This window comes from Mycobacterium sp. NGS68 (assembly GCF_059812195.1).
The window spans coordinates 85350-106607 of record NZ_JCALCE010000009.1 but is presented as its reverse complement, the minus strand read 5'-3'; the positions used below and the strand labels follow the sequence as shown (position 1 = coordinate 106607).

Annotated in this window: 14 protein-coding genes; 7 read left to right on the top strand and 7 right to left on the bottom strand. The window is 73.4% G+C overall.

What is annotated here, in order from left to right:
- The first annotated feature begins 170 nt into the window (after positions 1–170).
- Together AC5Y5V_RS12535 and AC5Y5V_RS12530 are read left to right on the top strand one after the other, a co-directional pair.
- Entirely contained in the window at positions 171–5351 is a 5181-nt protein-coding gene (locus AC5Y5V_RS12535; protein ID WP_499935116.1) for a PE family protein, read from the top strand.
- Between the two features lie 230 nt (positions 5352–5581).
- The gene (locus AC5Y5V_RS12530) at positions 5582–7468 is read left to right on the top strand and encodes a PE family protein (protein WP_499935111.1); all 1887 of its coding nucleotides are present in this window, start codon (positions 5582–5584) and stop codon (positions 7466–7468) included.
- On the opposite strand, the gene AC5Y5V_RS12525 is transcribed toward AC5Y5V_RS12530, so the two are convergent.
- Positions 7465–8052 carry an LppP/LprE family lipoprotein gene (locus AC5Y5V_RS12525; RefSeq protein ID WP_499935108.1) on the bottom strand — a complete coding sequence of 196 codons (588 nt, stop codon included), beginning with the start codon at positions 8050–8052 and terminating at the stop codon, positions 7465–7467. The genes AC5Y5V_RS12530 and AC5Y5V_RS12525 overlap by 4 nt on opposite strands.
- Before the next feature lie 214 nt (positions 8053–8266).
- On the opposite strand from AC5Y5V_RS12525, the gene AC5Y5V_RS12520 reads away from it, so the two are divergent.
- From AC5Y5V_RS12520 to AC5Y5V_RS12510, 3 genes are all read left to right on the top strand, one after another.
- Entirely contained in the window at positions 8267–9964 is a 1698-nt protein-coding gene (locus AC5Y5V_RS12520) for a DEAD/DEAH box helicase (protein WP_499935103.1), read from the top strand.
- The gene (locus AC5Y5V_RS12515) at positions 9961–11118 is read left to right on the top strand and encodes an acyltransferase family protein (protein ID WP_499935099.1); all 1158 of its coding nucleotides are present in this window, start codon (positions 9961–9963) and stop codon (positions 11116–11118) included. The genes AC5Y5V_RS12520 and AC5Y5V_RS12515 overlap by 4 nt, the downstream gene beginning before the upstream one ends.
- Positions 11119–11216: 98 nt before the next feature.
- Positions 11217–11921: a siderophore-interacting protein gene (locus tag AC5Y5V_RS12510; protein ID WP_499935095.1), complete on the top strand. Its 705-nt coding sequence runs from the start codon at positions 11217–11219 to the stop codon at positions 11919–11921.
- Here AC5Y5V_RS12510 and AC5Y5V_RS12505 read toward each other — a convergent pair.
- The 5 genes from AC5Y5V_RS12505 to tap all read right to left on the bottom strand — a co-directional run bounded on the left by AC5Y5V_RS12505 (position 11906) and on the right by tap (position 17834).
- On the bottom strand, positions 11906–13081 hold the full coding sequence (locus tag AC5Y5V_RS12505; protein WP_499935093.1) for a PPE family protein: 1176 nt from the start codon (positions 13079–13081) through the stop codon (positions 11906–11908). The two genes, AC5Y5V_RS12510 and AC5Y5V_RS12505, sit on opposite strands and share 16 nt — an antisense overlap.
- A 202-nt stretch (positions 13082–13283) precedes the next feature.
- On the bottom strand, positions 13284–13886 hold the full coding sequence (locus AC5Y5V_RS12500) for a TetR/AcrR family transcriptional regulator (RefSeq protein WP_499935089.1): 603 nt from the start codon (positions 13884–13886) through the stop codon (positions 13284–13286).
- Complete coding sequence (locus tag AC5Y5V_RS12495) at positions 13886–15121, bottom strand: cytochrome P450 (RefSeq protein ID WP_499935086.1); 1236 nt, start codon at positions 15119–15121, stop codon at positions 13886–13888. Before AC5Y5V_RS12495 ends, AC5Y5V_RS12500 begins: the two co-directional genes overlap by 1 nt.
- A gap of 101 nt (positions 15122–15222) precedes the next feature.
- The gene (locus AC5Y5V_RS12490; protein WP_499935347.1) at positions 15223–16542 is read right to left on the bottom strand and encodes an FAD-binding oxidoreductase; all 1320 of its coding nucleotides are present in this window, start codon (positions 16540–16542) and stop codon (positions 15223–15225) included.
- A gap of 38 nt (positions 16543–16580) precedes the next feature.
- Positions 16581–17834, bottom strand: coding sequence for a multidrug efflux MFS transporter Tap (gene tap / locus AC5Y5V_RS12485; RefSeq protein WP_499935084.1), 1254 nt, complete (start codon positions 17832–17834; stop codon positions 16581–16583).
- A gap of 75 nt (positions 17835–17909) precedes the next feature.
- Here tap and AC5Y5V_RS12480 point away from each other — a divergent pair, with 75 nt between their 5' ends.
- Together AC5Y5V_RS12480 and AC5Y5V_RS12475 are read left to right on the top strand one after the other, a co-directional pair.
- The gene (locus tag AC5Y5V_RS12480) at positions 17910–18722 is read left to right on the top strand and encodes a uracil-DNA glycosylase (protein ID WP_499935080.1); all 813 of its coding nucleotides are present in this window, start codon (positions 17910–17912) and stop codon (positions 18720–18722) included.
- Entirely contained in the window at positions 18719–19837 is a 1119-nt protein-coding gene (locus AC5Y5V_RS12475; protein ID WP_499935077.1) for an FAD-binding protein, read from the top strand. Before AC5Y5V_RS12480 ends, AC5Y5V_RS12475 begins: the two co-directional genes overlap by 4 nt.
- A 133-nt stretch (positions 19838–19970) precedes the next feature.
- On the opposite strand, the gene AC5Y5V_RS12470 is transcribed toward AC5Y5V_RS12475, so the two are convergent.
- Entirely contained in the window at positions 19971–21071 is a 1101-nt protein-coding gene (locus AC5Y5V_RS12470; RefSeq protein WP_499935075.1) for a serine/threonine-protein kinase, read from the bottom strand.
- Positions 21072–21258 lie beyond the last annotated feature (187 nt).

The window sequence follows — 21258 nt, the reverse complement described above, 5'->3', positions numbered from 1 at the left end:
CCTTCCGAAGAATTAGCTCGCGGCAGCGCAGCAGGCGACCACGACAGCCGCCGCAACCGGCCCTACCGTGCCGCGCAAGGTCGCAGATTTGAGAATCCCCGAATCGACAAATCCCGCCTTTACGCGGGCGTAAAGTTCGCTCTGCTCACCCGAGGCGATAGGAGCTCACGATGGCGTCTTACCTGATCGCGGCACCCGAAGCCCTGGCAGTGGCGGCGTCGGACCTCAGCGGCATCGGGGAGACCATCAGGCACGCGTCCGCGGCGGCGCTGCCGTCGACGACGGCCCTGGCGCCGGCCGCGGCGGACGACGTCTCCGGGGCAATCGCCCGGCTGTTCGGCGGGTTTGCTCACGACTACCAGGCGGTGCAAGCGCAGGGAGCCCGGATTCATGCGCAATTCGTGCGGGCGTTGACGGCGGGGGCGGGCGCCTATGCCAGCGCCGAGGCGGCCAACGCCTCTCCGCTGGCCGGCCTGGGAGACCTGGGCTTCTTCTCGCCGGTGAAGCTGCTGACCGGCCGGCCGCTGATCGGCGACGGCGCCAATGGCGCGGCTGGCACGGGCAACGCCGGCGGTGACGGCGGCTGGCTGATCGGCAACGGCGGCAACGGCGGATCGGGCACCACGGGCACAGCGGCCGCAGCGGGCGGCGCCGGCGGCGCGGGCGGCTCGGCGGGGCTATGGGGCAAGGGTGGCGACGGCGGGGCCGGGGGTACGGCCACCGGAACAGGCGCGGGCGGCCGGGGCGGCGACGGCGGGGCCAACGGCCTGATCGGCGGCGGCAACGGCGGCAAGGGCGGCGAAGGGGGCACGGGTGGCGGAGGCGGCTCGGGCGGCCAGGGCGGCACGGGCGGCGCCAACGCGCAGCTGTTCTCGACGCAGGGCGTCGCGGGTGCCGGCGGCCACGGCGGCACCGGCGGAACCGGGACGGAGGGCGACCTCGGGCAGGGCGGCGGCAATGGCGGCACCGGCGGCACGGGCGGTACCGGGGGTGCCAACCACGCGCTGCTGGGCGGCGCCGTGGGCGCGGGCGGCGACGGCGGTGACGGCGGCAAGGGCGGCATGGGCGGCACCGGCACCACCACCGGGGGCAACGGCGGCACCGGCGGGCAGGGCGGCAACGCCGGCGGCGCGGGCGCCGCGGCGGGCAGCGGCGGCGACGGCGGCGCGGGCGGCACGGGCGGCACCGGAGCCAGCGCCGGCGTCGCGGGCGACGGTGGCACCGGCGGCGACGGCGGCACGGGTGGGCTCAAAGGCAGCATCGGGACCGGCGGGACCGTCGGCGACGGCGGCAAGGGCGGCACCGGCGGCACCGGCGGCGCGGGGGTCGACGGCGCGCCCGGCTTCGGCGTCAACGGGGGTCAGGCGGGCAACGGCGGCACGGGTGGCAACGGCGGCAGCGCGGGCGATGCCACCGGCACCGCGGGCAGCGGCGGCGACGGCGGCGCCGGCGGGCAGGGCGGCACCGGCGGCAGCAGCGCCACGCAGGCCGGCAACGGCGGCGGGGCCGGCAGCGGCGGAACCGGTGGGCTCACGGGCGCGGTCGGGACCGGCGGGGCGGTGGGCAATGGCGGCGCCGGCGGCACGGGCGGCGCCGGCGGCAACGGCCTGAACGGCGCCGACGGCACCGGCGCGGCCGGCGGCGACGCGGGCAACGGCGCTGCGGGCGGCAACGGCGGCAGGGCGGGCGACGCCACCGGCACCGCGGGCGCCGCGGGCACGGGTGGCGCGGGCGGGACCGGCGGCAACGGCGGCAGCGGCATCGCCGCCGCCAACCAGAATGGCGGCACCGGCGGGAGCGGCGGCGACGGCGGAGACGGTGGAATGGGCGGCAACGCCGCGACCGTCGGCACCGGCGCAGCGGCCGGCAAGGGCGGCCTGGGCGGAGACGGCGGCGTCGGCGGCAAGGGCGGCGCCGCCACCGACCCCTACCTCGGGGGTGACGGCGGCAAGGGTGGCGACGCCGGGAACGGCGGCCAGGGCGGCATCGGCCCGGTCGGCGGCGCGGGCGGCGCGGGCGGCACCGGCGGCGCCGGCGGTGTCGCCGCGAGCAGTGGTGCCAGCTCCGGCGGGGGCCACGGCGGCGCCGGTGGCCACGGCGGTGTCGGCGGGTATGGCGGCGTCGGCAACGTCAGCGTCGGCGGCGACGCGGGCGCGGGTGGCGCGGGCGGTGCGGGCGGACACGGCGGCGCCGGCGCCCACGACATGTTCAACTTCCCCACCAGCGGCGGCACCGGGGGCGACGGCGGTGCGGGCGGAATCGGCGGCAAGGGCGTCACGGACGGCGGGAAGGGCGGCGTGGGCGGCGTCGGCGGTCTCGGTGGCGACGGCGGCAATCAGATCGGCAGCAACGGCTCGGGCGGTACCGGCGGCGCCGGGGGCACCGGTGGTGCGGGCGGAACGGGCGGCGTCGGGAGCACGGGTGTCGGCGGGACCGGCGGCGCGGGCGGCGTCGGTGGTGGGTCGGGCAACGCCGGGGCGGGCTACAGCGGCTGGGGCGGCGAGGCGGGCAACGGCGGAATCGGCGGCGACGGCGGCGTCGGAGCCGTCCGCGGCGGCGCGGGCGGTGCCGGCGGCCACGGCGGCGACGGCGGCAGCAGCGCCGAGGGCGACTACAACTGGGGCGGCTTCGGCGGCGACGGGGGTTCCGGCGGCAAGGGCGGTAACGGCTCCGGAATGAACAGCAGCGGCGGCGCGGGCGGTGCCGGCGGCGACGGGGGCAAGGGCGCCGTGGGCGCGGATGACACCGGCGGGATATTCGGGCAGGCCGGGGGTGGCGGTAGCGGCGGCTTCGGCGGCGCGGGCGGCGACGGCGGCAATGGCAGCGGCACCGGCACCAACGGCGACGGCGGGGCCGGCGGCCAGGGTGGTCAGGGCGCCCTCGGCGGCAGCGGGATCGGCAGCGCCTCGACGTACGGCGGCTTTGGCGGCGACGGCGGCAACGGCGGCAACGGCGGCAACGCCGGCACCGGTGGTCGCGGCGGCAACGGCGGCAATGCCGGTGACGGGGGTGCCGCCGCCGACGCCGGTGCGGGCGCCAACGGCGCCGGTGGCTACCCCGGCGGCCGCGGTGGGGATGGCGGACACGGTGGCAATGCCGGCGATGTCACCGGCACCAACGGCAACGGCGGCAACGGCGGTAAGGCCGGCGACGGGGGCGCCGGCGGCAGCGGCAGCACCGACCCGACCGGCGACGGGCACGGCGGCCAGGGCGGCGGCGGGTATGAGGGCGGCAATGGCGGGGACGCCGGCACCGGCGGTCACGGCGGCAACGGCGGCAACGGGGGCGCCGGTGGTCAGGGCGGCGCCGGCGGCAACGCCGCCGCAAACACCGGTGCTGCCGGCGGCGACGGCGGTGGGGGCGGGCTCGGGGGCAGCGGCGGCAAGGCCGGCGACGCGACCGGCATCGCCGGCAGCGGCGGGGCCGGCGGCAGTGGCGGCTTGGGCGGCAACGGCGCCGACGGGCATGACAACACGGCCCTCGGCATCGCCGGCGGCCAGGGCGGCAGCGGTGGTAGAGGCGGCTACGCCGGCGCCGGCGGGGATGCCGGGACCGTCGGCACCGGCGGCGTCGCGGGCCACGGCGGCGACGGGGGCGAAGGCGGCGTCGGTGGTAACGGCGGTGCCGCCGCCCAGACCACGATCGCGGGAGACGGCGGAGCCGGCGGCGAGGGCGGCGACGCCGGGGCCGGCGGAGCCGGTCCGACCGGCGGCACGGGCGGCAAAGGCGGCGTGGGTGGCCTGGGCGGAGATGGCGGCACGACCGGCGCCCCCGCGGGCGGCGGTCTCGGCGGCCAGGGCGGTCAGGGCGGCGCCGGCGGTAACGGCGGCACCGGAACGACGGGCGTCGGCGGTCAGGCAGGCAGCGGTGGGGCCGGCGGCGGCGGCGGTCACGGCGGCGATGGCGCCAACGACTTCTACGGAAACCCGACCAGCGGCGGCGGGGGCGGGGCCGGCGGTGCCGGCGGGACGGGCGGCACCGGCGCCACCAATGGCGGGGCCGGCGGCGGCGGGGGGAAGGGTGGCCTCGGCGGCGACGGCGGCATTCAGATCCTCACGTCCGGCTCGGGTGGCTCCGGCGGCTTCGGCGGCGACGGCGGCGCGGGCGGCGGTGGCGGCACCGGCACAACCGGCGTCGGCGGGGCGGGCGGCGCCGGGGGCGTCGGCGGTGACTCGGGCAACGCCGGGACGGGCTACGAGGCCTTCGGCGGCTTCGCCGGCAGCGGTGGCGCGGGCGGCACCGGCGGCAACGGGGCCGTCCAGGGCGGCGTCGGCGGGGGCGGCGGCAACGGCGGCAACGGCGGCAGCAGCGCGGCCGGCGACAACAACTGGGGCGGATTCGGCGGCGACGGCGGCCAGGGTGGCAAGGGCGGCAACGGCACCGGCACCAACGCCAACGGCGGCGCGGGCGGTACCGGCGGTCGCGGCGGCCTAGGCGCTGACGGCGGTGCCGATACCGGCGGGATCGACAACACGGCCGGTGAAGGCGGCGCGGGCGGTCATGGCGGCAGTGGCGGCGCGGGCGGCAACGCCGGTCCCGGCGGCAGCGGCATCAACGGCAATGGTGGCGCGGGCGGCCAGGGCGGCGACGGCGGCCGCGGCGGTCTGGCCGACGGCCAGGTGTTGGCCGGCGACGGCGGCAACGGCGGATTTGGCGGCAACGGCGGCAATGCCGGCAGCGGCGGCAAGTTCGGCAACGGCGGCAATGCCGGTGCCGGCGGTGTCGGCGGCGACGGCGGTGGGGCTGCCGCGGGTACCGGCGCCACCGGTGGTGCCGGTGGCACCGGCGGTTACGGCGGCGGCGGTGGCAATGCCGGTGACATCAACGGAACGAATGGCAGGGGCGGCAGCGGCGGCGCCGGTGGCCTCGGCGGCGACGGCGGCAGCGGCGCCGACAAGACCGGCCTGAACGCCAACGGCGGCATGGGCGGCGAGGGCGGTGCCGGCGGCGACGGCGGTGGCGGCGGCACGTCGGGTTCAGGCGGGCAGCCGAGCGTCGGCGGGTCCGGCGGCCAGGGCGGTGGCGGCGGCACGGGCGGCGTCGGCGGGGCCGCGTCCAGCGGCTTCACCGGCGGCAAGGGCGGTGCCGGCGGCCACGGTGGTGGCGGTGGTGACGGTGCTCCCGCCAACGGCGCCGGCGGTGCCGCGGGTGGCGGCGGTACCGGTGGCGCCGGTGGCACCAGCCCCACCCTCGGCGGCGCGGGCGGTACGGGCGGCGACGGCGGCGACGGCGGCAGCGGCGCCGGTACTGCGCTCGGCGGTGCCAAGGGCGGCGGCGGTATCGGCGGACTCGGTGGCGTCATCGGCGGGGCCAACGGCGGCGACGGCGCCGACGGCGCCGACGGCGCCTGACCCGACACTCGCCGCGGCCGTATCTGACCCGTCCCGTCGCCGAGTGTCGGGTTAAGTCACGCGATACGCCCGGAACCGTGTCACAACCCGACACTCGCCGCCCGCATCTAACCCATCCCGCCGCCGAGCGCGCGATGCATACGTCGTCCGTACATCCCGCCGCCAAGTCCCCGGCAGTTCAGTAGCCCGATACTGACACCGCCCGGCCCGCCGCGGGCGACGATTCCCGCATGTCGTCGTATCTGAACGCCATACCGGAAGCGCTAGCGGCAGCATCGGAGGACGTCGCGGGCATCGGCTCCTCGCTCAGCGCGGCCAATTCGGCCGCCGCGGGCCCGACGAGCGCGTTGCTGGCCGCCGGCGCGGACGACGTCTCGGCGGCGATCGCCGCGCTGTTCTCCAACCACGCCAGCCGATATCAGGCGCTCAGCGCGCAGGCGGCGAACTTTCACGCCCAGTTCGTCCAGGCGTTGAACGGCGCGGGCAACGCCTACGCCGCGGCCGAAGCCGCCAACGCGTCGCCGCTGCAGAGCCTCGGGGTGTTTTCGCCGGTCCAGGCCCTGACGGGGCGCCCGCTGTTCGGCAACGGCGCCAACGCCGCGCCGGGCAGTGGGCTTGCCGGCGGCGACGGCGGGTGGATCATCGGCAACGGCGGCAACGGTGGATCCGGTTTTTCGGGTTCCGGGGGCCCCGGTGGCAAAGGCGGGAACGCGGGACTGATCGGCACCGGCGGGGCCGGCGGGGCCGGCGGATTCGGCGCCACCGGCGGGCCGGGCGGCGCCGGTGGCAACGGCGGCCTCTTGTACGGCAGCGGCGGCAGCGGCGGCAGCGGCGGCGCCGGCACGGTCGGCACCACGGGCGGGACCGGCGGCGCCGGCGGTGCCGCCGGACTGTTCGGCGTCGGTGGCACCGGCGGCAGTGGGGGAGTCGGCACCATCGCGGCGACGGGCGGAGTCGGCGGGCACGGCGGCTTCTTGGCCGGCGCGGGCGGGGCGGGCGGTGTCGGCGGGCTCAACGGCGGAAGTGGCGGGACCGGTGGTGCCGCCGGCCTGTTCGGCGCCGGCGGCGCGGGCGGCACCGGCGGGTCCGGCATCACTGCCGTGCAGGCCGGGGGGACCGGTGGGACCGGTGGTATCGGCGGCATCTTCGCCGGCACCGGCGGTGCTGGTGGGGCCGGCGGGGCAGGCTTCGACGGTGGCAGTGGCGGTCATGGCGGGGCCGGGGGCAATGCGGGCATATTCTCCGGCGGCGCAGGCGGTGCCGGCGGCACGGGCGGTGCCGGTGGCGACACCACGAGCACCTTCTCCTCAGGGGTCGGCGGGACTGGGGGCCGGGGTGGCGGCGGCGGGCTGTACGGCGCCGGCGGCGCGGGCGGCGCGGGCGGAACCGGGGGGTACGTCACCGGCTCCGGGATGGCCGGCGGGACCGGCGGGGCGGGCGGCGCGGGCGGGATCTTCGCCGGCTCCGGTGGTGCCGGCGGTGCCGGGGGTGGCTCGGGCGGCGACGGTGCGGCCGCGAGTGACGGCGGCGTCGGCGGCAACGCCGGCATATTGTCCGGCGCCACCGGAGGCTCCGGCGGCTCGGGCGGCCTCGGCCTGCATGCCGATGGCGGAACCGGCGGCAAGGGCGGCAGCGGCGGCCTGTACGGCGCCGGCGGCTCGGGGGGCACCGGCGGCGCCGGAAACGGCCTCGGCTTCGGCGGTGGGGAAGGCGGCGCCGGCGGCGGCGCCGGTGCGCTCCTCGGCGTCGGCGGAGCGGGCGGTGCGGGTGGGACCGGATCTTCGTTCGGCGGAGGCGGCGGCGCCGGCGGCAACGGCGGCCTGCTCTCCAGTTCCGGAGGCGCGGGCGGCATCGGCGGGTTCGCCGCCAGCGGCGACGGTGGAATGGGCGGGGACGGCGGCAAATCCGGGCTGATCGGCAGTGGCGGCAGCGGAGGCGCCGGCGGGGAGAGCGTGTCCTCAGGCACCGGCGGCGACGGCGGCAAGGGCGGCGACGCATCGCTGTTCGGCAATGGCGGCAACGGCGGCAACGGCGGAGAGGGACCGGCGAAGGGGGCTGGCGGTGCCGGCGGCAAGGCCGGCCTGCTCGGCACGCCCGGAATAGCGGGTCAGCCCTAGCGCGTGTTGGCGATCAGCTCCACGCCGGTGCCGTTCCAGCGGAACTTGACGACGGCCGGCAGCCCGATGCCGTTGGCGTACGTCAGCGCTACGGTGTCGCCGGTGCTCTGCGAGGCGTCGATTCCCTTGAACCCGTAGGTATCCGGCACGCCCTGCGGGATGAACTTGCCGAGATGGAACATCACCGCGCGGGTGTTCGGGTTGTCGCCGTTGGTGTTGGCCTTGACGACCACCGCCGACAGCTGCGCGCACTCGTTGTAGTTGCCGGCCAGCGGCTCCGGATTCCACGACTGCTGGCTGCGCGGGTCGCGAGGCAGCTCGGAGACCACCTTGGCGATCGTCGGCGAGCTCAGGTTGACCGCGCACGGGTCGGCCGGCGCGCTGCTGGTGGGCGGCGCTGCCGTCGGGGCCGGCGCCGCCGAAGCCGTGACCGAACCGGTCCCCGCGGCCGGGGTCGTGGCGTGCGGCGTCTTCGCGACCGTCGAGTCGCCCGAACCGCAGCCCGTCAGCGCCAGAAGTGTGACAGCGGCCAGGCCCACGAGCCGGCTGGATAACGACCACACAGCGCTGCAGGCTACCCACATGTGCCCGCACACGCGAACACCGCCACGCGATTTTATGAAAGCCATTGGTACGTCGAACGACGACGGTGATCTCGGGGCCTGACCGGCAACGGCGGCAACGGCGGCGCCGGCGGCCCCCCGCGAGGTGCCCAGGCGTACCGCGGACGCGGCGTGTCGCTGTACATCAGCGCACGCTCGCGTCCAAGCCGGGGCTCCCCACTAAACTCCACACCAAATGACCATCCCGGAGAATCCCCCCGAAACCACCTTCGCCGACCTGCAGATTCATCCCAAGGTCCTGCAGGCGATCGGCGACGTCGGCTACGAGTCGCCCACCGCCATCCAGGCCGAGACCATCCCGGCGCTGCTGGCGGGCTCCGACGTCGTCGGGCTGGCGCAGACCGGCACCGGCAAGACGGCGGCGTTCGCGATCCCGATCCTGTCCAAGATCGACGTCGCCAGCAAGGCCACCCAGGCCCTGGTCCTCGCCCCCACCCGCGAGCTGGCGCTGCAGGTGGCCGAGGCGTTCGGGCGCTACGGCGCCCGCCTGCCGCAGATCAACGTGCTGCCCATCTACGGCGGCTCCTCCTACGCCATCCAGCTGGCCGGCCTGCGGCGCGGCGCCCAGGTGGTGGTCGGCACCCCCGGCCGCGTCATCGACCATTTGGAGCGCGGCACCCTGGACCTATCGCACGTCGACTACCTGGTGCTCGACGAGGCCGACGAGATGCTCGCGATGGGCTTCGCCGAAGACGTCGAACGCATCCTGTCCGACACCCCGGAATACAAACAGGTGGCACTGTTTTCGGCGACCATGCCGCCGGCGATCCGCAAGATCACCACCAAGTATCTGCATGACCCGCTCGAGGTCACGTTCAAGGCCAAAACCGCTACGGCGGAGAACATTTCGCAGCGCTACATCCAGGTCGCCGGCCCGCGCAAGATGGACGCCCTGACGCGGGTGCTCGAGGTCGAGCCGTTCGAGGCGATGATCGTCTTCGTGCGCACCAAGCAGGCCACCGAGGAGGTCGCCGAAAAGCTGCGCGCCCGAGGGTTTTCCGCGGTCGCCATCAACGGCGACATCCCGCAGGGGCAGCGGGAGCGCACCATCGCGGCGCTGAAAGAGGGTGGCGCCAAAGGCATCGACATTCTGGTGGCCACCGATGTGGCCGCCCGCGGCCTGGACGTGGATCGCATCTCGCACGTGCTCAACTACGACATCCCGCACGACACCGAGTCCTACGTGCACCGCATCGGGCGCACCGGACGCGCCGGCCGCAAGGGCGCGGCGCTGCTGTTCGTCTCCCCGCGCGAGCGCCACCTGCTCAAGTCGATCGAAAAGGCCACGCGCCAAACGCTTACCGAGGCCGAGCTGCCCTCCGTCGAGGATGTCAACGCGCAGCGGGTCGCCAAGTTCTCCGACTCCATCACCGACGCGCTCGGCGCGCCCGGCATCGAGCTGTTCCGCCGGCTGGTCGAGGACTACGAACGCGAGCACGACGTCCCGATGGCCGACATCGCCGCGGCGCTGGCGCTGCAATCCCGCGACGGCGAAGCGTTCCTAATGGCGCCCGAACCGCCGCCCGAACGCCGGGAGCGCCCCGAACGGCGGGATCGTCCCGAAAAGCCCAGGCAAGCACGCGATTTCGCGACCTACCGGATCTCCGTCGGCAAGCGGCACAAGATCGGCCCGGGTGCCATCGTGGGCGCCATCGCCAACGAGGGCGGCCTGCACCGCAGCGATTTCGGCCACATCGCCATCGGCCCGGACTTCTCGCTGGTGGAACTGCCGCCGCGATTGCCCAGGGCGACACTGAAAAAGCTGGAGAACACCCGCATCTCGGGCGTGCTGATCGACCTCCGTCCGGAGCGTTCGCCGAGTAAGTCCCGCGCGCGCGACGGCGGCAAACCGCGTCGGAAGCACGCCGAATGACGCTGTCCGAGGAGCAGGACGCTCAGGGGGGCCTCGAGCAGACATCGCGCGTGGACCGGGTCGCGTCGCTCACCGGCATCCGCGCGGTCGCGGCGATCCTCGTCGTCGCCACCCACGCCGCCTACACCACCGGCAAGTACGTCCAGGGCTACTGGGGCCTGATCACCGCCCGCATGGAGATCGGTGTCCCCATCTTCTTCGTGCTGTCCGGCTTCCTGCTGTTCCGGCCGTGGGTACAGGCGGCCGCAACCGGCGGCCCCGACCCATCGCTGAAACGCTATGCATGGCACCGGGTTCGGCGCATCATGCCGGCCTACGTCGTCACCGTGCTATTCGCCTATGTGCTCTACCACTTCCACGAGGCGGGGCCCAACCCCGGGCACAGCGTGGAGGGGCTGATCCGCAACCTCACGCTCACGCAGATCTACACCAACGGCTACCTGGGCTCGTATCTGCACCAGGGGCTGACCCAGATGTGGAGCCTGGCGGTGGAGGGCGCCTTCTACGTCCTGCTGCCGCTGCTGGCCTACCTGCTGCTGGTGGTGATCTGTCAGCGCCGCTGGCAGCCGAAGCTCGTGGTGGGCACGCTGCTGGGGCTGATGCTGATCAGCCCGGCCTGGATGAGCCTGGTGCACCTGTGTTCCTGGTTCCCGCAGGCCAGCGGCGCCCGGCTGTGGCTGCCGTCGTACCTGATCTGGTTTTTGGTCGGCATGTTGCTGACCGTGCTGGCCGCCATGGGGGTGCGCTGCTACGCGTTTGTCGCCCTCCCGCTGGCGGTGGTCAGCTACTTCATCGCCGCCACCCCGATCGCGGGGGCGCCGACGACGTCGCCGGCGACGCTGAGCGAGGCGGTGGTGAAGATGATCTTCTACGCCGTCATCGCGGGGTTGGCGGTGGCGCCGCTGGCCCTGCCGGGCGACCCGCCCGCACACGGCTGGTATTCCCGGCTGCTGGCCAGCCGGCCGATGGTGTGGCTGGGCGAGATCTCCTACGAGATCTTCCTGGTCCACCTGATCACCATGGAGTTCGCGATGGACTACATCGTGCGGGCGCACGTTTACACCGGCTCGATGCTGTACCTGTTCGTCTCGACGATGGCGGTGACGATCCCGTTCGCCTGGCTGCTGCACGTGATGACCCGCGTCCGGGACTGACCCGTTCGGCGGGCCGGCCATCCGACCCCCACGCCGCCCACGGCGGAGTTAGGTTACCCTGACCTAAGTTGGCAATCCGACGAAGGGCGTCAGGACACATGACCGAACTTAAGCCGTCGCGGGGCTGGCAGGGCGCGGTGCTGAAGCTGATGGGGGCCGGCGACTACCGGCTCACCGTGACCGGCCGGCGCCAGATCGGCCCGCGCTATCTGAGCCTGAGCTTCGACGCCGACGGCATGCTGGCCCGCCACGCCGTACACCCGACGATGTGGATCCGGCTCTGGTTCGCCAGCGGCCACCAGCGCGGCTACACGCTGGTGGACCCGAATCCCGAGGAAGACACCTTCGACGTCGAGTTCGCCCTGCACGACGGCCGCGCGTCGGATTGGGCGCGCAACGCGCAACCCGGCGACACCATCGAGGCGACGGTGCTGGGCAGCAAGTTCGCCATCCCGGACCCGGCGCCCAGCGGGTACGTCGTCGTCGGTGACACCGCGTCGCTGCCGGCGATCAACTCCCTGCTGGAAGCCGTCGGCGACGCCCCCGCCCACGTCTTTCTCGAGGCGGCCTGCGACGACGACAAGGACCTGCCCGTGGTCCGTCCAGAGGACGTCACCTGGGTCGATCGGGACCGCGGCGACGCGCTGCTGGAGGCGGTGCGCTCGGCGGCGTTCGACGCGGCCGACCATTTCGGCTGGGTCGCCTGCAACACCCGCACCACGCGACACGTCGCCAGGGTCCTGCGCGAGGACTTCGGCATCCCGAAGCACTCGATCAAAGCGCAGGCCTATTGGGTGGCGTGAGCCCTCGGCTCCCACTCCGGTAACTCGATCCGCACCCGCTCGGCGCCGGCCTCCTCGGCTTGCTGGGCGGCGGCCGGCTTCTTCGGCGCTTCCTGCGCCGCCGCCGACGGTGCCGCGGCCAGCGCGCCCGACGAACTGATCGGCACCGCGGCCGGGCGCACGACCTCCTCCGGCTCGGCCACCACCGCGACCGGCTCGGGCGCCGGTGCCGGGGCCTTTGCGGGCGCCTGCTGCGCGGGTGCGGTGCCGCCGGCTGCGCTTGCCGACGATGCGGCCATCATCGACATCATGGCCACCTGGCCGGCCGCGCCGCCCAGTCCCGGCGGCGCCCCGGTCCCGGCCGCCGCGTGCGGCGTCGGGGCTGTCGGTGGGGCCGCGGCAGAGCCCGGGCCCGCCGCGGCGGGTGCCGCCGCGTCCTGCATCGGTGCCGCGGCCGGGGTCACCGGCGCCAGCAGGCCGGCCGCCCCGACCGCCGAGGCCGCCGACGCAGCCCCGCCCAGCGCGGCCGGCGACGCGGCCGCATCCGAGGACTGCGCGCCGCCGGACGCCCCGCCCGGCGACCCGGACATCGGGCCCGTCGTGGTCGGCGTCGCCCCGCCGGCTCCCGCCTTCGCCGCCCCGCCGATCATCCCGGGCAGGGTCGACATCAGCTGCGCGACGGGCGCCAGTTGCGACCAGGCCGCCGAGGCGCCGGCGTGGTAGCCGGCCATCGCGCCGACGTCCTGCGCCCACATCTCGGCGTATTCCATCTCTTTTTGCGCGATCGCGGGAAAGTTCAAGCCGAACAGGTTCGCGTTTGCCAGCGCGTTGGTGATCGCGCGATTGATGGACACCGCCATCGGGGGCACGGTGGCCTCGAAGGCCGCCTCGAACGCGGACACCACGGCCATGGCCTGGGTCGCGGCCGCTTCGGACTGACCGGCCGCCGCGGTGAGCCACGCGGTGTACGGCGCGGCCGCCTGGGCCATCGCCTGCGCCGCCGCGCCCTGCCAGGCCTGATTCGCCAGGCCCGAGGTCACCGACGAAAAGGACTGCGCCGCCGACCGCAGTTCGCTGGCCAGCCCGTTCCAGGCCGCGGCCGCGTTGAGCATCGGACCCGACCCAGCGCCCATCCGCATCAGCTGGGAGATGATCTCCGGGGGCTGCATCGGGAAGCTCATGGCCAGTCCTTCCGTGTGAAGCTTGGCTCACACACTCACGCCCGGGGCCGAGAAACCTCAGCCGGTATCGGGCCCGCGATCAGTGATGATCGATTTGCCAATAACTTGCCAATAACATAGCGCCCGTCCGCCGTCAGCTTAAGCGATTCCCGCGAAATGGCCCGGTCGGAACTCGACGCGCCCGTGATTTGGCGCCAATCAGCTAGGGAACTTGCCGAGCTGTGGCGGGTGTCACAACCGGCGCCAGAATGGGGGCGACGAACTCGTCGATCATCGCCCGCTCGTCGGCCTCGTCCCGTCCGGGGAACATCAGCAGCGAGATGATCACCCGCACCGCCCAGCGCGCCCGTCGTTGCACGGCGGCGGCGTCCTGGGGATCCAGGACGGGGCCCAGCGAGCTCAGGAACGCCGCCGCCAGGGCGGTGATCACCTCGGACCGCCCGGCCAGCTCGCCGCCGAGCGGCAGGCGGGTGGCGCCGAACCATGCGGCCAGGGCAGGGTTTTCGCGCACCATCCGCAGCGTGGCGGTGATGCTGGCGATCAGCCGTTCGCGCGGTTCCTCGATGCGCTCGATCCGCCGCATGATCTCGCGGCCCAGCCGATGCGTCTCGCGGTGTACGTACGCGGTGCGCAGCGCCTCCCGGCTGTCGAAATAGCGGTACAGCGTCGCGCGGGAACACCCCGCGGCCCTGGCGATTTCGTTCATGCCGACGGCCGCGGGGTCCCGCTCGGTGAAGAGCTGCTCGGCGGCGTCGAGGATCCGGTCCGCGGCGGCCTCGCTGCGGTGTTCGGCCAGCCAGTCCATCAGAGGGTCACCGGCACCGACAGCGGCCGCCGCACATAGCTGCCGCCGGACCAGACGATGTTTGCCACGTCGACCTCGATGCCCGGGCAGCGGGTCAGCAGCTCGCCCAGCGCCACCCGCGACTGCATGCGGGCCGCGGCGGCACCCAGGCAGTGGTGTGCGCCGTGGCTGAAGGTCAGGATGTTGCGGGGGCGCCGGGCCACGTCGAGTTCGCCCGCGTCGTCGCCGTATTGGCGCTCGTCGCGGTTGCCGGACCCGTACAGCAGCAGCACGCGGCGACCGGCCGGGATGGTGGTGTCCTCGATCGTGACGTCGCGGGTGACCGTGCGGGCCAGCCCCTGCGCCGGGGAGGTCAGGCGCAGCAGCTCGTCGATCGCGTCGGGGATGCGGTCCGGGTCGTCGGTCAGCAGCCGGCGCTGGTCGGGCCGCTCGTGCAGCAACGGCATCGACCCGCCGAGCATGCCGGTGACGGTGTCGTTGCCGCCGGTGACCATGGTGAACGTGAACCCCAGGATGGACAGAATGCCGGCGACATCCCCCTCGGCGCCGACCCCCGCCGCCACCAGATGCGAGATCGTGTCGTCCTCGGGTTCGGTGCGGCGCCGGTCGATCAGCGCGGTGAAGTAGGCCATCATCGTCCCGACGGCGTCGCCGACCGTTTCCAGCGCGCCGGCGATGCCCCCCTCGGCGGTGTTGGCCGCGACGATGGCCTGGGTCCAGCCGTCGAATTGCGCCCAGTCCTCTTCCGGCACACCGAGATAGTGCGCGACGACCATCGACGGCAGCGGCTTGAACAACTCGGCGGCAATGTCACCGCCGCCGTTGGCGCGGAGCCTTTCGATGCGCTCGACGACGAACTCGCGCACCTTGGGTTCGACGGCCTCGACCTGTCGCGGCGTGAACCCCCGCGACACCAGCTTGCGGAACTCGGTGTGCACCGGCGGGTCCTGCATCACCATCGGCGGGTTGTCCCGCAGCCCGATCATGTCCAGGTCGCCGTAGTTGACCGTCAGGCCCTCTGCCGAGGAGAACGTCTGGTGATCGCGCGCGGCCGCCCATACGTCGGCGTGCCGGGACAGCACGTAGTAGTCGTTCTCCGGATGTCCCGCGGGGACGACGTGGTGCACCGGGTCGTGGTCACGCAGCGCGCGGTACATCGGCCACGGGTTGTCCCAGGTCTCCGCGGTGGCCAGGACGAACTTCGCTGGAGCTTCGTGAGACACGGCAGCAGTCATGTCTCATTCGTACGACATATCGCCCATGCTGTCAATGCCCCTGCCCAGCGCCGAGTGTGCGGCCAGTCGCACGTTCGGCAGAGAAACCAAAAGACAGAAAGCTAGATCCCCGAGCCCGGGTTGAGGATGCCGTCGGGATCCAGCGCCCGCTTGATCCGGCGGTTGAGGTCCAGCACGTCGGGGCCCAAAAACCCCTCCAGCCACGGCCGCTTCAACCGGCCGACGCCGTGTTCCCCGGTGATCGTGCCGCCCAGCCCGACGGCCAGGTCCATGATTTCGCCGTACGCCAGCTGCGCGCGCTCGGCCATCGCGGCGTCGGCGGGGTCGAACACCAGCAGCGGGTGGGTGTTGCCGTCGCCAGCGTGCGCGATCACCGAGATCATCAGGTCCCGCTCCTCGGCAATCGAAGCGATGCCGGTGACCAGCGCGCCCAGCGCCGGCAGCGGCACCCCGACGTCCTCCAGCAGCAGCGATCCCTTGGCCTCGACCGCCGGTATGCAGAACCGCCGCGCGGCGACAAACGCCTCACCCTCGTCGGGGTCATCGGTCGAAAACACCTCGGTAGCACCGTTTTCCGCGAAGACCGAGGCCATTACCGAAGCGTCCTCGGCGCCCGCGCGACCGCGCTCGTCGGAGCCGGCCACCAGCATCGCCGCGGCCGACCGGTCCAGGTCCATCCGTAGCGTGTCCTCGACGGCGTTGATCGCCACCTGATCCATGAATTCCAGCATCGACGGCCGCAGCCGCGCGCTCACCCCGAGCACGGCATCCACGGCATCCGACACCGAACCAAACGACGCCACCACCACGCTCGAGGTGTTCTGGGCCGGCAGCAGCCGCAGCGTCACCTCGGTGACGACGCCCAGCGTGCCTTCGCTACCGACGAACAGCTTGGTCAGCGACAGCCCCGCGACATCCTTCAGCCGCGGCCCGCCGAGCCGCACCGCGGTGCCGTCGGCCAGGACCACCTGCATGCCCAGCACGTAGTCGGTGGTGACGCCGTACTTCACGCAGCACAGCCCGCCGGCGTTGGTGGCGATGTTGCCGCCGATGCTGCATATCTCGAACGACGACGGGTCCGGCGGATACCACAGGCCATGCTCGGCGGCGGCCTGCTTGACCTCGGCGTTGTACAGGCCGGGCTGGCATACGGCCGTGCGCGTCACGGGGTCGACGGTGATGTCGCGCATCTTCTCCGTCGACAGCACGATCCCGTCGTCCACCGCGGTCGCCCCGCCGGAAAGCCCGCTGCCGGCGCCGCGGGGCACCACCGGCACCTTGTGCGCCGTCGCCCAGCGCAGCACGGTCTGCACCTCCTCGGTGCGCCGCGGCCGGACCACCGCCAGCGGCTTGCCCGCCGACGGATCCAGGGCGCGGTCGTGCCGGTATCCCTCGGTCACGGTGGGGTCGGTGACCACCATCCCGTCGGGCAACTCGGCGATCAGGCTGTCCAGAGCGTTCACGTACCCGATGCTACGACCGGTTCAGCCTCCGGCGCCCGGTCCAGTTCCCGCAACGACGGCAACCGGACGCAGACCAGTCCCGTCGCCACAATCGGCAGCGCCAGCGCCAGGAACGTCACCCGCAATCCGGCCGCGTCGGTCAGCGGGCCGGCCAGCAGCAACCCCAACGGGCCCGCGGCATACGCCAGCGACGCCATCACGCCCACCACCCGGCCGCGCAGCTCCGTGGGCGCCCGGGTCTGCACCACGTAGGCGTAGATCGGCTGGATCGGGCCATAGACCAGGCCGACCAGCCCCACCAGCACCAGGATCACCGGCAGCGGCGGCAGCACGGCGATGGCCACAGCGGCCGCCCCGAAGGTGAGCACCGCGGTCAGCATGATCGTGCGCCGCGGCAACCGCTTGGCCAGGGCCACATAGCCCAGCGCGCCGACCAGCCCGCCCAGCGACAGCGCCACCAGCACCGAACCCAGCTGCCCCGGCTGGTGTCGGTCGCTGAAGTACTTCGGGAACAGCACGGTCTCCATCGGCAGGTACAGCGCGGTGACGACGAGGTCGATCAGCGCCAGCGTGCGCAGCACCCGCAGGCTCCAGACGAACCGCAGCCCCTCGGTGACCCCCGACAGCAGGCCGCCGGGCCGTGTCGCGCGGACGGGCCGGCCGGCGCCCTCGAGGCGCAGGACCGACATCGCCAGGATCGACAACGCGAACGCCCCGGCCGTGATCCACATCGTGGTGATGCCGCCGACCGTCGCGATCATCAGGCCGCCGATGCCCGGGCCCACCATGAATGCCAGGTTCAGGATCGCCTCGTAGAGGCTGTTGACCCGGTCCAGCGACCAGCCGGCGCGAGCCGCGGCCTCGGGCAGCATGGACTGGCGGGCGGTGATCCCGGCCGGGTCGAACGCCGCCGCGCACGCGCCCAGCGCGGCCAGCACCCAGACGTTGACCGCGTCCGCGCCGAACGTCAACGCCACCACCGGGACGCCCGCGACCGCGGCGCCGGACAGCATGTCGGCGATCATCGACACCCGTCGCCGCCCGAAGTGGTCGACGGCCGCACCGGCGAGCAGCGTGGAAACCAGCAACGGCAGCGTCGTCGCGCCCGCGACGATCGACGCCTGGCCCGCGCTGCCCTGCCGCTGCAACACCAGCCAGGGGAACGCGACCAGCGAGATGCCGTCGCCCGCGCAGGCCGCCAGGGTGGCGAACAGGACCAGGAATGCCGGGACGCGGCTGCGTGTGCTCATGGGATATCGCGGCTGAATTTAGCGCCAAACCGGCGACCGCAACCACCGAATTTCACAGCCGGGCAGGATGGTCGTGTGCTCACCCATCCCAATACCGGCAAGGGTTACGCCTCGCCGGTGCCGCCCGGCTCCGGCTGGCCGGGCGATCGCGCCACCCCGCAGACTCCGGTGGCCGCCGACGCGGCGCAGGTCGTGGAGCTGGCCGCCGGGGCGCGCTCGATCGGCGAACTCGACGCGGCGAGCAGCGTGTGCCGGGCGTGCCCGCGGCTGGTCGCCTGGCGCGAGGAGGTCGCCGTCGTCAAACGCCGCGCCTTCGCCGACCAGCCCTACTGGGGACGGCCGGTGCCGGGCTGGGGATCGGAGCGGCCCCGCTTGCTGATCGTCGGCCTGGCCCCCGCCGCCCACGGCGCCAACCGCACCGGTCGGATGTTCACCGGCGACCGGTCCGGTGATCAGCTCTACGCCGCGCTGTACCGGGCGGGCCTGGTGAACCAGCCGACCAGCGTCGACGCGGCGGACGGCCTGCGGGCCAACCAGGTCCGGATCGTCGCGCCGGTGCGCTGCGCGCCGCCGGCCAACGCGCCGACGCCCGCCGAGCGGGACACCTGCGCGCCCTGGCTGGCCGCCGAGTGGCGGCTGGTGTCCCCGCACGTCCGGGTGATGGTCGCGCTGGGCGGATTCGCCTGGCAGGTCGCGCTGCGGATGGCGGGTGTGTCGGTGGCGCCCAAACCCCGGTTCGGACACGGCGTCGTTGCCGAACTGCCGTCCGGTGTGCGTTTGCTCGGCTGCTACCACCCGAGCCAGCAGAACATGTTCACCGGTAGGTTGACTCCGGCGATGCTCGACGACATTTTCGGCAACGCCGCAGGGATGGCAGGAGTCAAGTGACGGAAGTTCTGGTGTCGGGCGCCAGCGTCGCGGGGATGACCGCGGCGTACTGGCTCACGCGGCACGGCTGTTCGGTGACCATCGTCGAACGTCAACCCGGGCTGAGCCGGGGCGGTCAGGCGATCGACGTGCGGGGGCCGGCGCTCGAGGTGCTCGAGCGCATGCAGTTGCGCGCGGCCGCGGACTATTTCCGGACCCGGATCCGCGGCGCGTCGGTGGTGGACGGCGACGGCAACACCCTGTCCGACGACACCGAGTCGACACCCACGCACGGCCCGATCTGGAGCCCCGACATCGAGCTGCTGCGCGACGACCTCCTCGAATTGCTGTACGACGCAACGAAAATCGACGTCGAATACCAATTCGACGACACCATCACCGCGCTGCAGGACGACGGCGCCCGAGTCACGGTCACCTTCGATCAGGCCGACACCCGCGACTTCGATTTGGTGATCGGCGCCGACGGGCTGCACTCCAACGTGCGCGCGCTGGTGTTCGGCGACGAGGAGAAGTACATCGACCGGCTGGGCACCTTCGCGGCGATCTTCACCGTGCCCAACTTCCTGGACCTGGATTACTGGCAGACCTGGCACTACGGCGAGAACAGCATGGCCGGCGTCTACAGCGCTCGCGGCAACGCCGAGGCCCGCGCGATGCTCGGCTTCATGGACCCCGAGCTACGCATCGACTACCGCGACCGAGCGGCCCAGTTCGCCGAGCTGCAGCGCCGGATGGCCGACGACGGCTGGGTGCGCCCGCAGCTGCTGGAGTACATGCGCGAGGCGCCGGACTTCTACTTCGACGAGATGTCGCAGATCAAGATGGACCGCTGGGCCCAGGGCCGGGTGGTGCTGGTCGGCGACGCCGCCTACTGCTGCTCACCGTTGTCGGGGCAGGGGACCAGCGTCGCGATCCTGGGCGCCTACGTGCTGGCCGGAGAGCTCAAAGCGGCGGGCGACGATTACGCGCAGGCCTTCAAGAACTACTACGACGAGTTCCACGACTACGTGCTACGCAATCAGTGGCTGGTCGTCGACAACATTCCCGGCGGCGCGCCCATCCCGCAGGAGGTCTTCGACCGGATCGTGCACTCGATCGAGCTCAAGGACTACTGAGAGGACTAACCGCGCCGGTGTTCTCGCCGAGAGTGAATTTCCTGCGAAATCACCGTCGTTTTCTCGCAGCCAGTTCACTTTCGGCGCGGCGGATGATGCCCGGCAACACGGCGATGCCGTTTTTCGGACAGCCCTAGACGGGGTGCATCACTAGGACGCCTGTAATGAGCGCCAACACCGCCAGCAGCGCCAGCACAAGCACGGCCAGCGTGATCGCGTTCGCCCGGCGCTGCTTGGCCTTGTCTTCCGCCGCGAAGGGGACCGGCGTGGGTTCGAGGGCGGCGCGTAGGTCCTGCGGCTGGTCGGGTACCGGTGGCGGCGCCGGTTGCCGCGGTGCGGCCGGACGGTGTGCCTGCCAGGTCGGCGCCTGAACCGCCTGAACCGCCTGAACCGTCGGCGCCGTCGGCGGAAGGTACGCGGGTGCGTTGAGCGCCGCGCGGGCGGCGTCGGCCAGTTCGAGGGTCGTCGCATACCGCTGGTCGGGCTGCTTGGCCATCCCCGTGGCGATGACGGCGTCGATCCTCGGGGGAACGCTGGGCCGCGACTGCGAGGCCCGCGGGGGCGGCGTGTTGAGGTGTGCGGCGATCAGGTGGGCGGTCGTGGTGCCGGCGAACGGCGGATGCCCGGTCAGCGCTTCGTACAACACGCAGGCCAGGGCGTAGATATCGGCGCGGGCGTCCTCCTCCTTGGTGTGGTCCAGGCGTTCGGGCGCGATGTAGGCGAAGGTCCCGATCATGTGCCCGGACTTCGTCATTCGCGTTTCGTCGGTGACGCGGGCGATGCCGAAGTCGATCAGGTAGGCGAAGTCGTCGGCGTCCAGCAGGATGTTGGACGGCTTGATGTCGCGGTGGATGAGCCCCACGCGGTGAGCGGCGTGCAGCGCCCTCGCGACCTGCTCGATGACGCGCACCGCGCGGTCGGCCGGCAGCGGACCGTCGGCCAGCACGGCCTGCAGATCGCGGCCCTCGATCAGCCGCATGTCGACGTAGAGGCGACCGTCGATCTCGCCGTAGCCGTGGATCGGGATGATGTGTGGACTGTTGAGCCGTGCGGCGGCTTCGGCTTCACGACGGAACCGCTGGACGAAGGTGTCGTCCTGGGCCATGTTGGCCGGCAGCACCTTGATGGCCACCGTGCGGTTGGTCTCCGTGTCGTGCGCGCGCCACACCTCACCCATGCCGCCGCGGCCGAGCAACGCGATCAAGCGGTAGCGACCAAATGGTGTCCCGTCCAACGCACGCCTCCCAGCTACCGCGGTCAGCTACACACTAAGGCTCGTGGTCGTCGACCTCGTGCCGATGATGCCCTCGGCTGCCGCAACCGAAACCGTGCGTGTCCGGCAGCCCGCGACCAGCAGGATCGTGCGCCCACGACGACTCGCGGCGCTTTCGTCGCGACAAGGTGGTCCGCATCGTCGGACA

Excerpts from the sequence above, each read along its gene's own strand:
- AC5Y5V_RS12535 (WP_499935116.1), top strand. The coding sequence starts at position 171 with ATGGCGTCTTACCTGATCGCGGCACCCGAAGCCCTGGCAGTGGCGGCG.
- AC5Y5V_RS12530 (WP_499935111.1), top strand. The coding sequence starts at position 5,582 with ATGTCGTCGTATCTGAACGCCATACCGGAAGCGCTAGCGGCAGCATCG.
- AC5Y5V_RS12525 (WP_499935108.1), bottom strand. The coding sequence starts at position 8,052 with ATGTGGGTAGCCTGCAGCGCTGTGTGGTCGTTATCCAGCCGGCTCGTG.
- AC5Y5V_RS12520 (WP_499935103.1), top strand. The coding sequence starts at position 8,267 with ATGACCATCCCGGAGAATCCCCCCGAAACCACCTTCGCCGACCTGCAG.
- AC5Y5V_RS12515 (WP_499935099.1), top strand. The coding sequence starts at position 9,961 with ATGACGCTGTCCGAGGAGCAGGACGCTCAGGGGGGCCTCGAGCAGACA.
- AC5Y5V_RS12510 (WP_499935095.1), top strand. The coding sequence starts at position 11,217 with ATGACCGAACTTAAGCCGTCGCGGGGCTGGCAGGGCGCGGTGCTGAAG.
- AC5Y5V_RS12505 (WP_499935093.1), bottom strand. The coding sequence starts at position 13,081 with ATGAGCTTCCCGATGCAGCCCCCGGAGATCATCTCCCAGCTGATGCGG.
- AC5Y5V_RS12500 (WP_499935089.1), bottom strand. The coding sequence starts at position 13,886 with ATGGACTGGCTGGCCGAACACCGCAGCGAGGCCGCCGCGGACCGGATC.
- AC5Y5V_RS12495 (WP_499935086.1), bottom strand. The coding sequence starts at position 15,121 with ATGACTGCTGCCGTGTCTCACGAAGCTCCAGCGAAGTTCGTCCTGGCC.
- AC5Y5V_RS12490 (WP_499935347.1), bottom strand. The coding sequence starts at position 16,542 with ATGGTGGTCACCGACCCCACCGTGACCGAGGGATACCGGCACGACCGC.
- tap (WP_499935084.1), bottom strand. The coding sequence starts at position 17,834 with ATGAGCACACGCAGCCGCGTCCCGGCATTCCTGGTCCTGTTCGCCACC.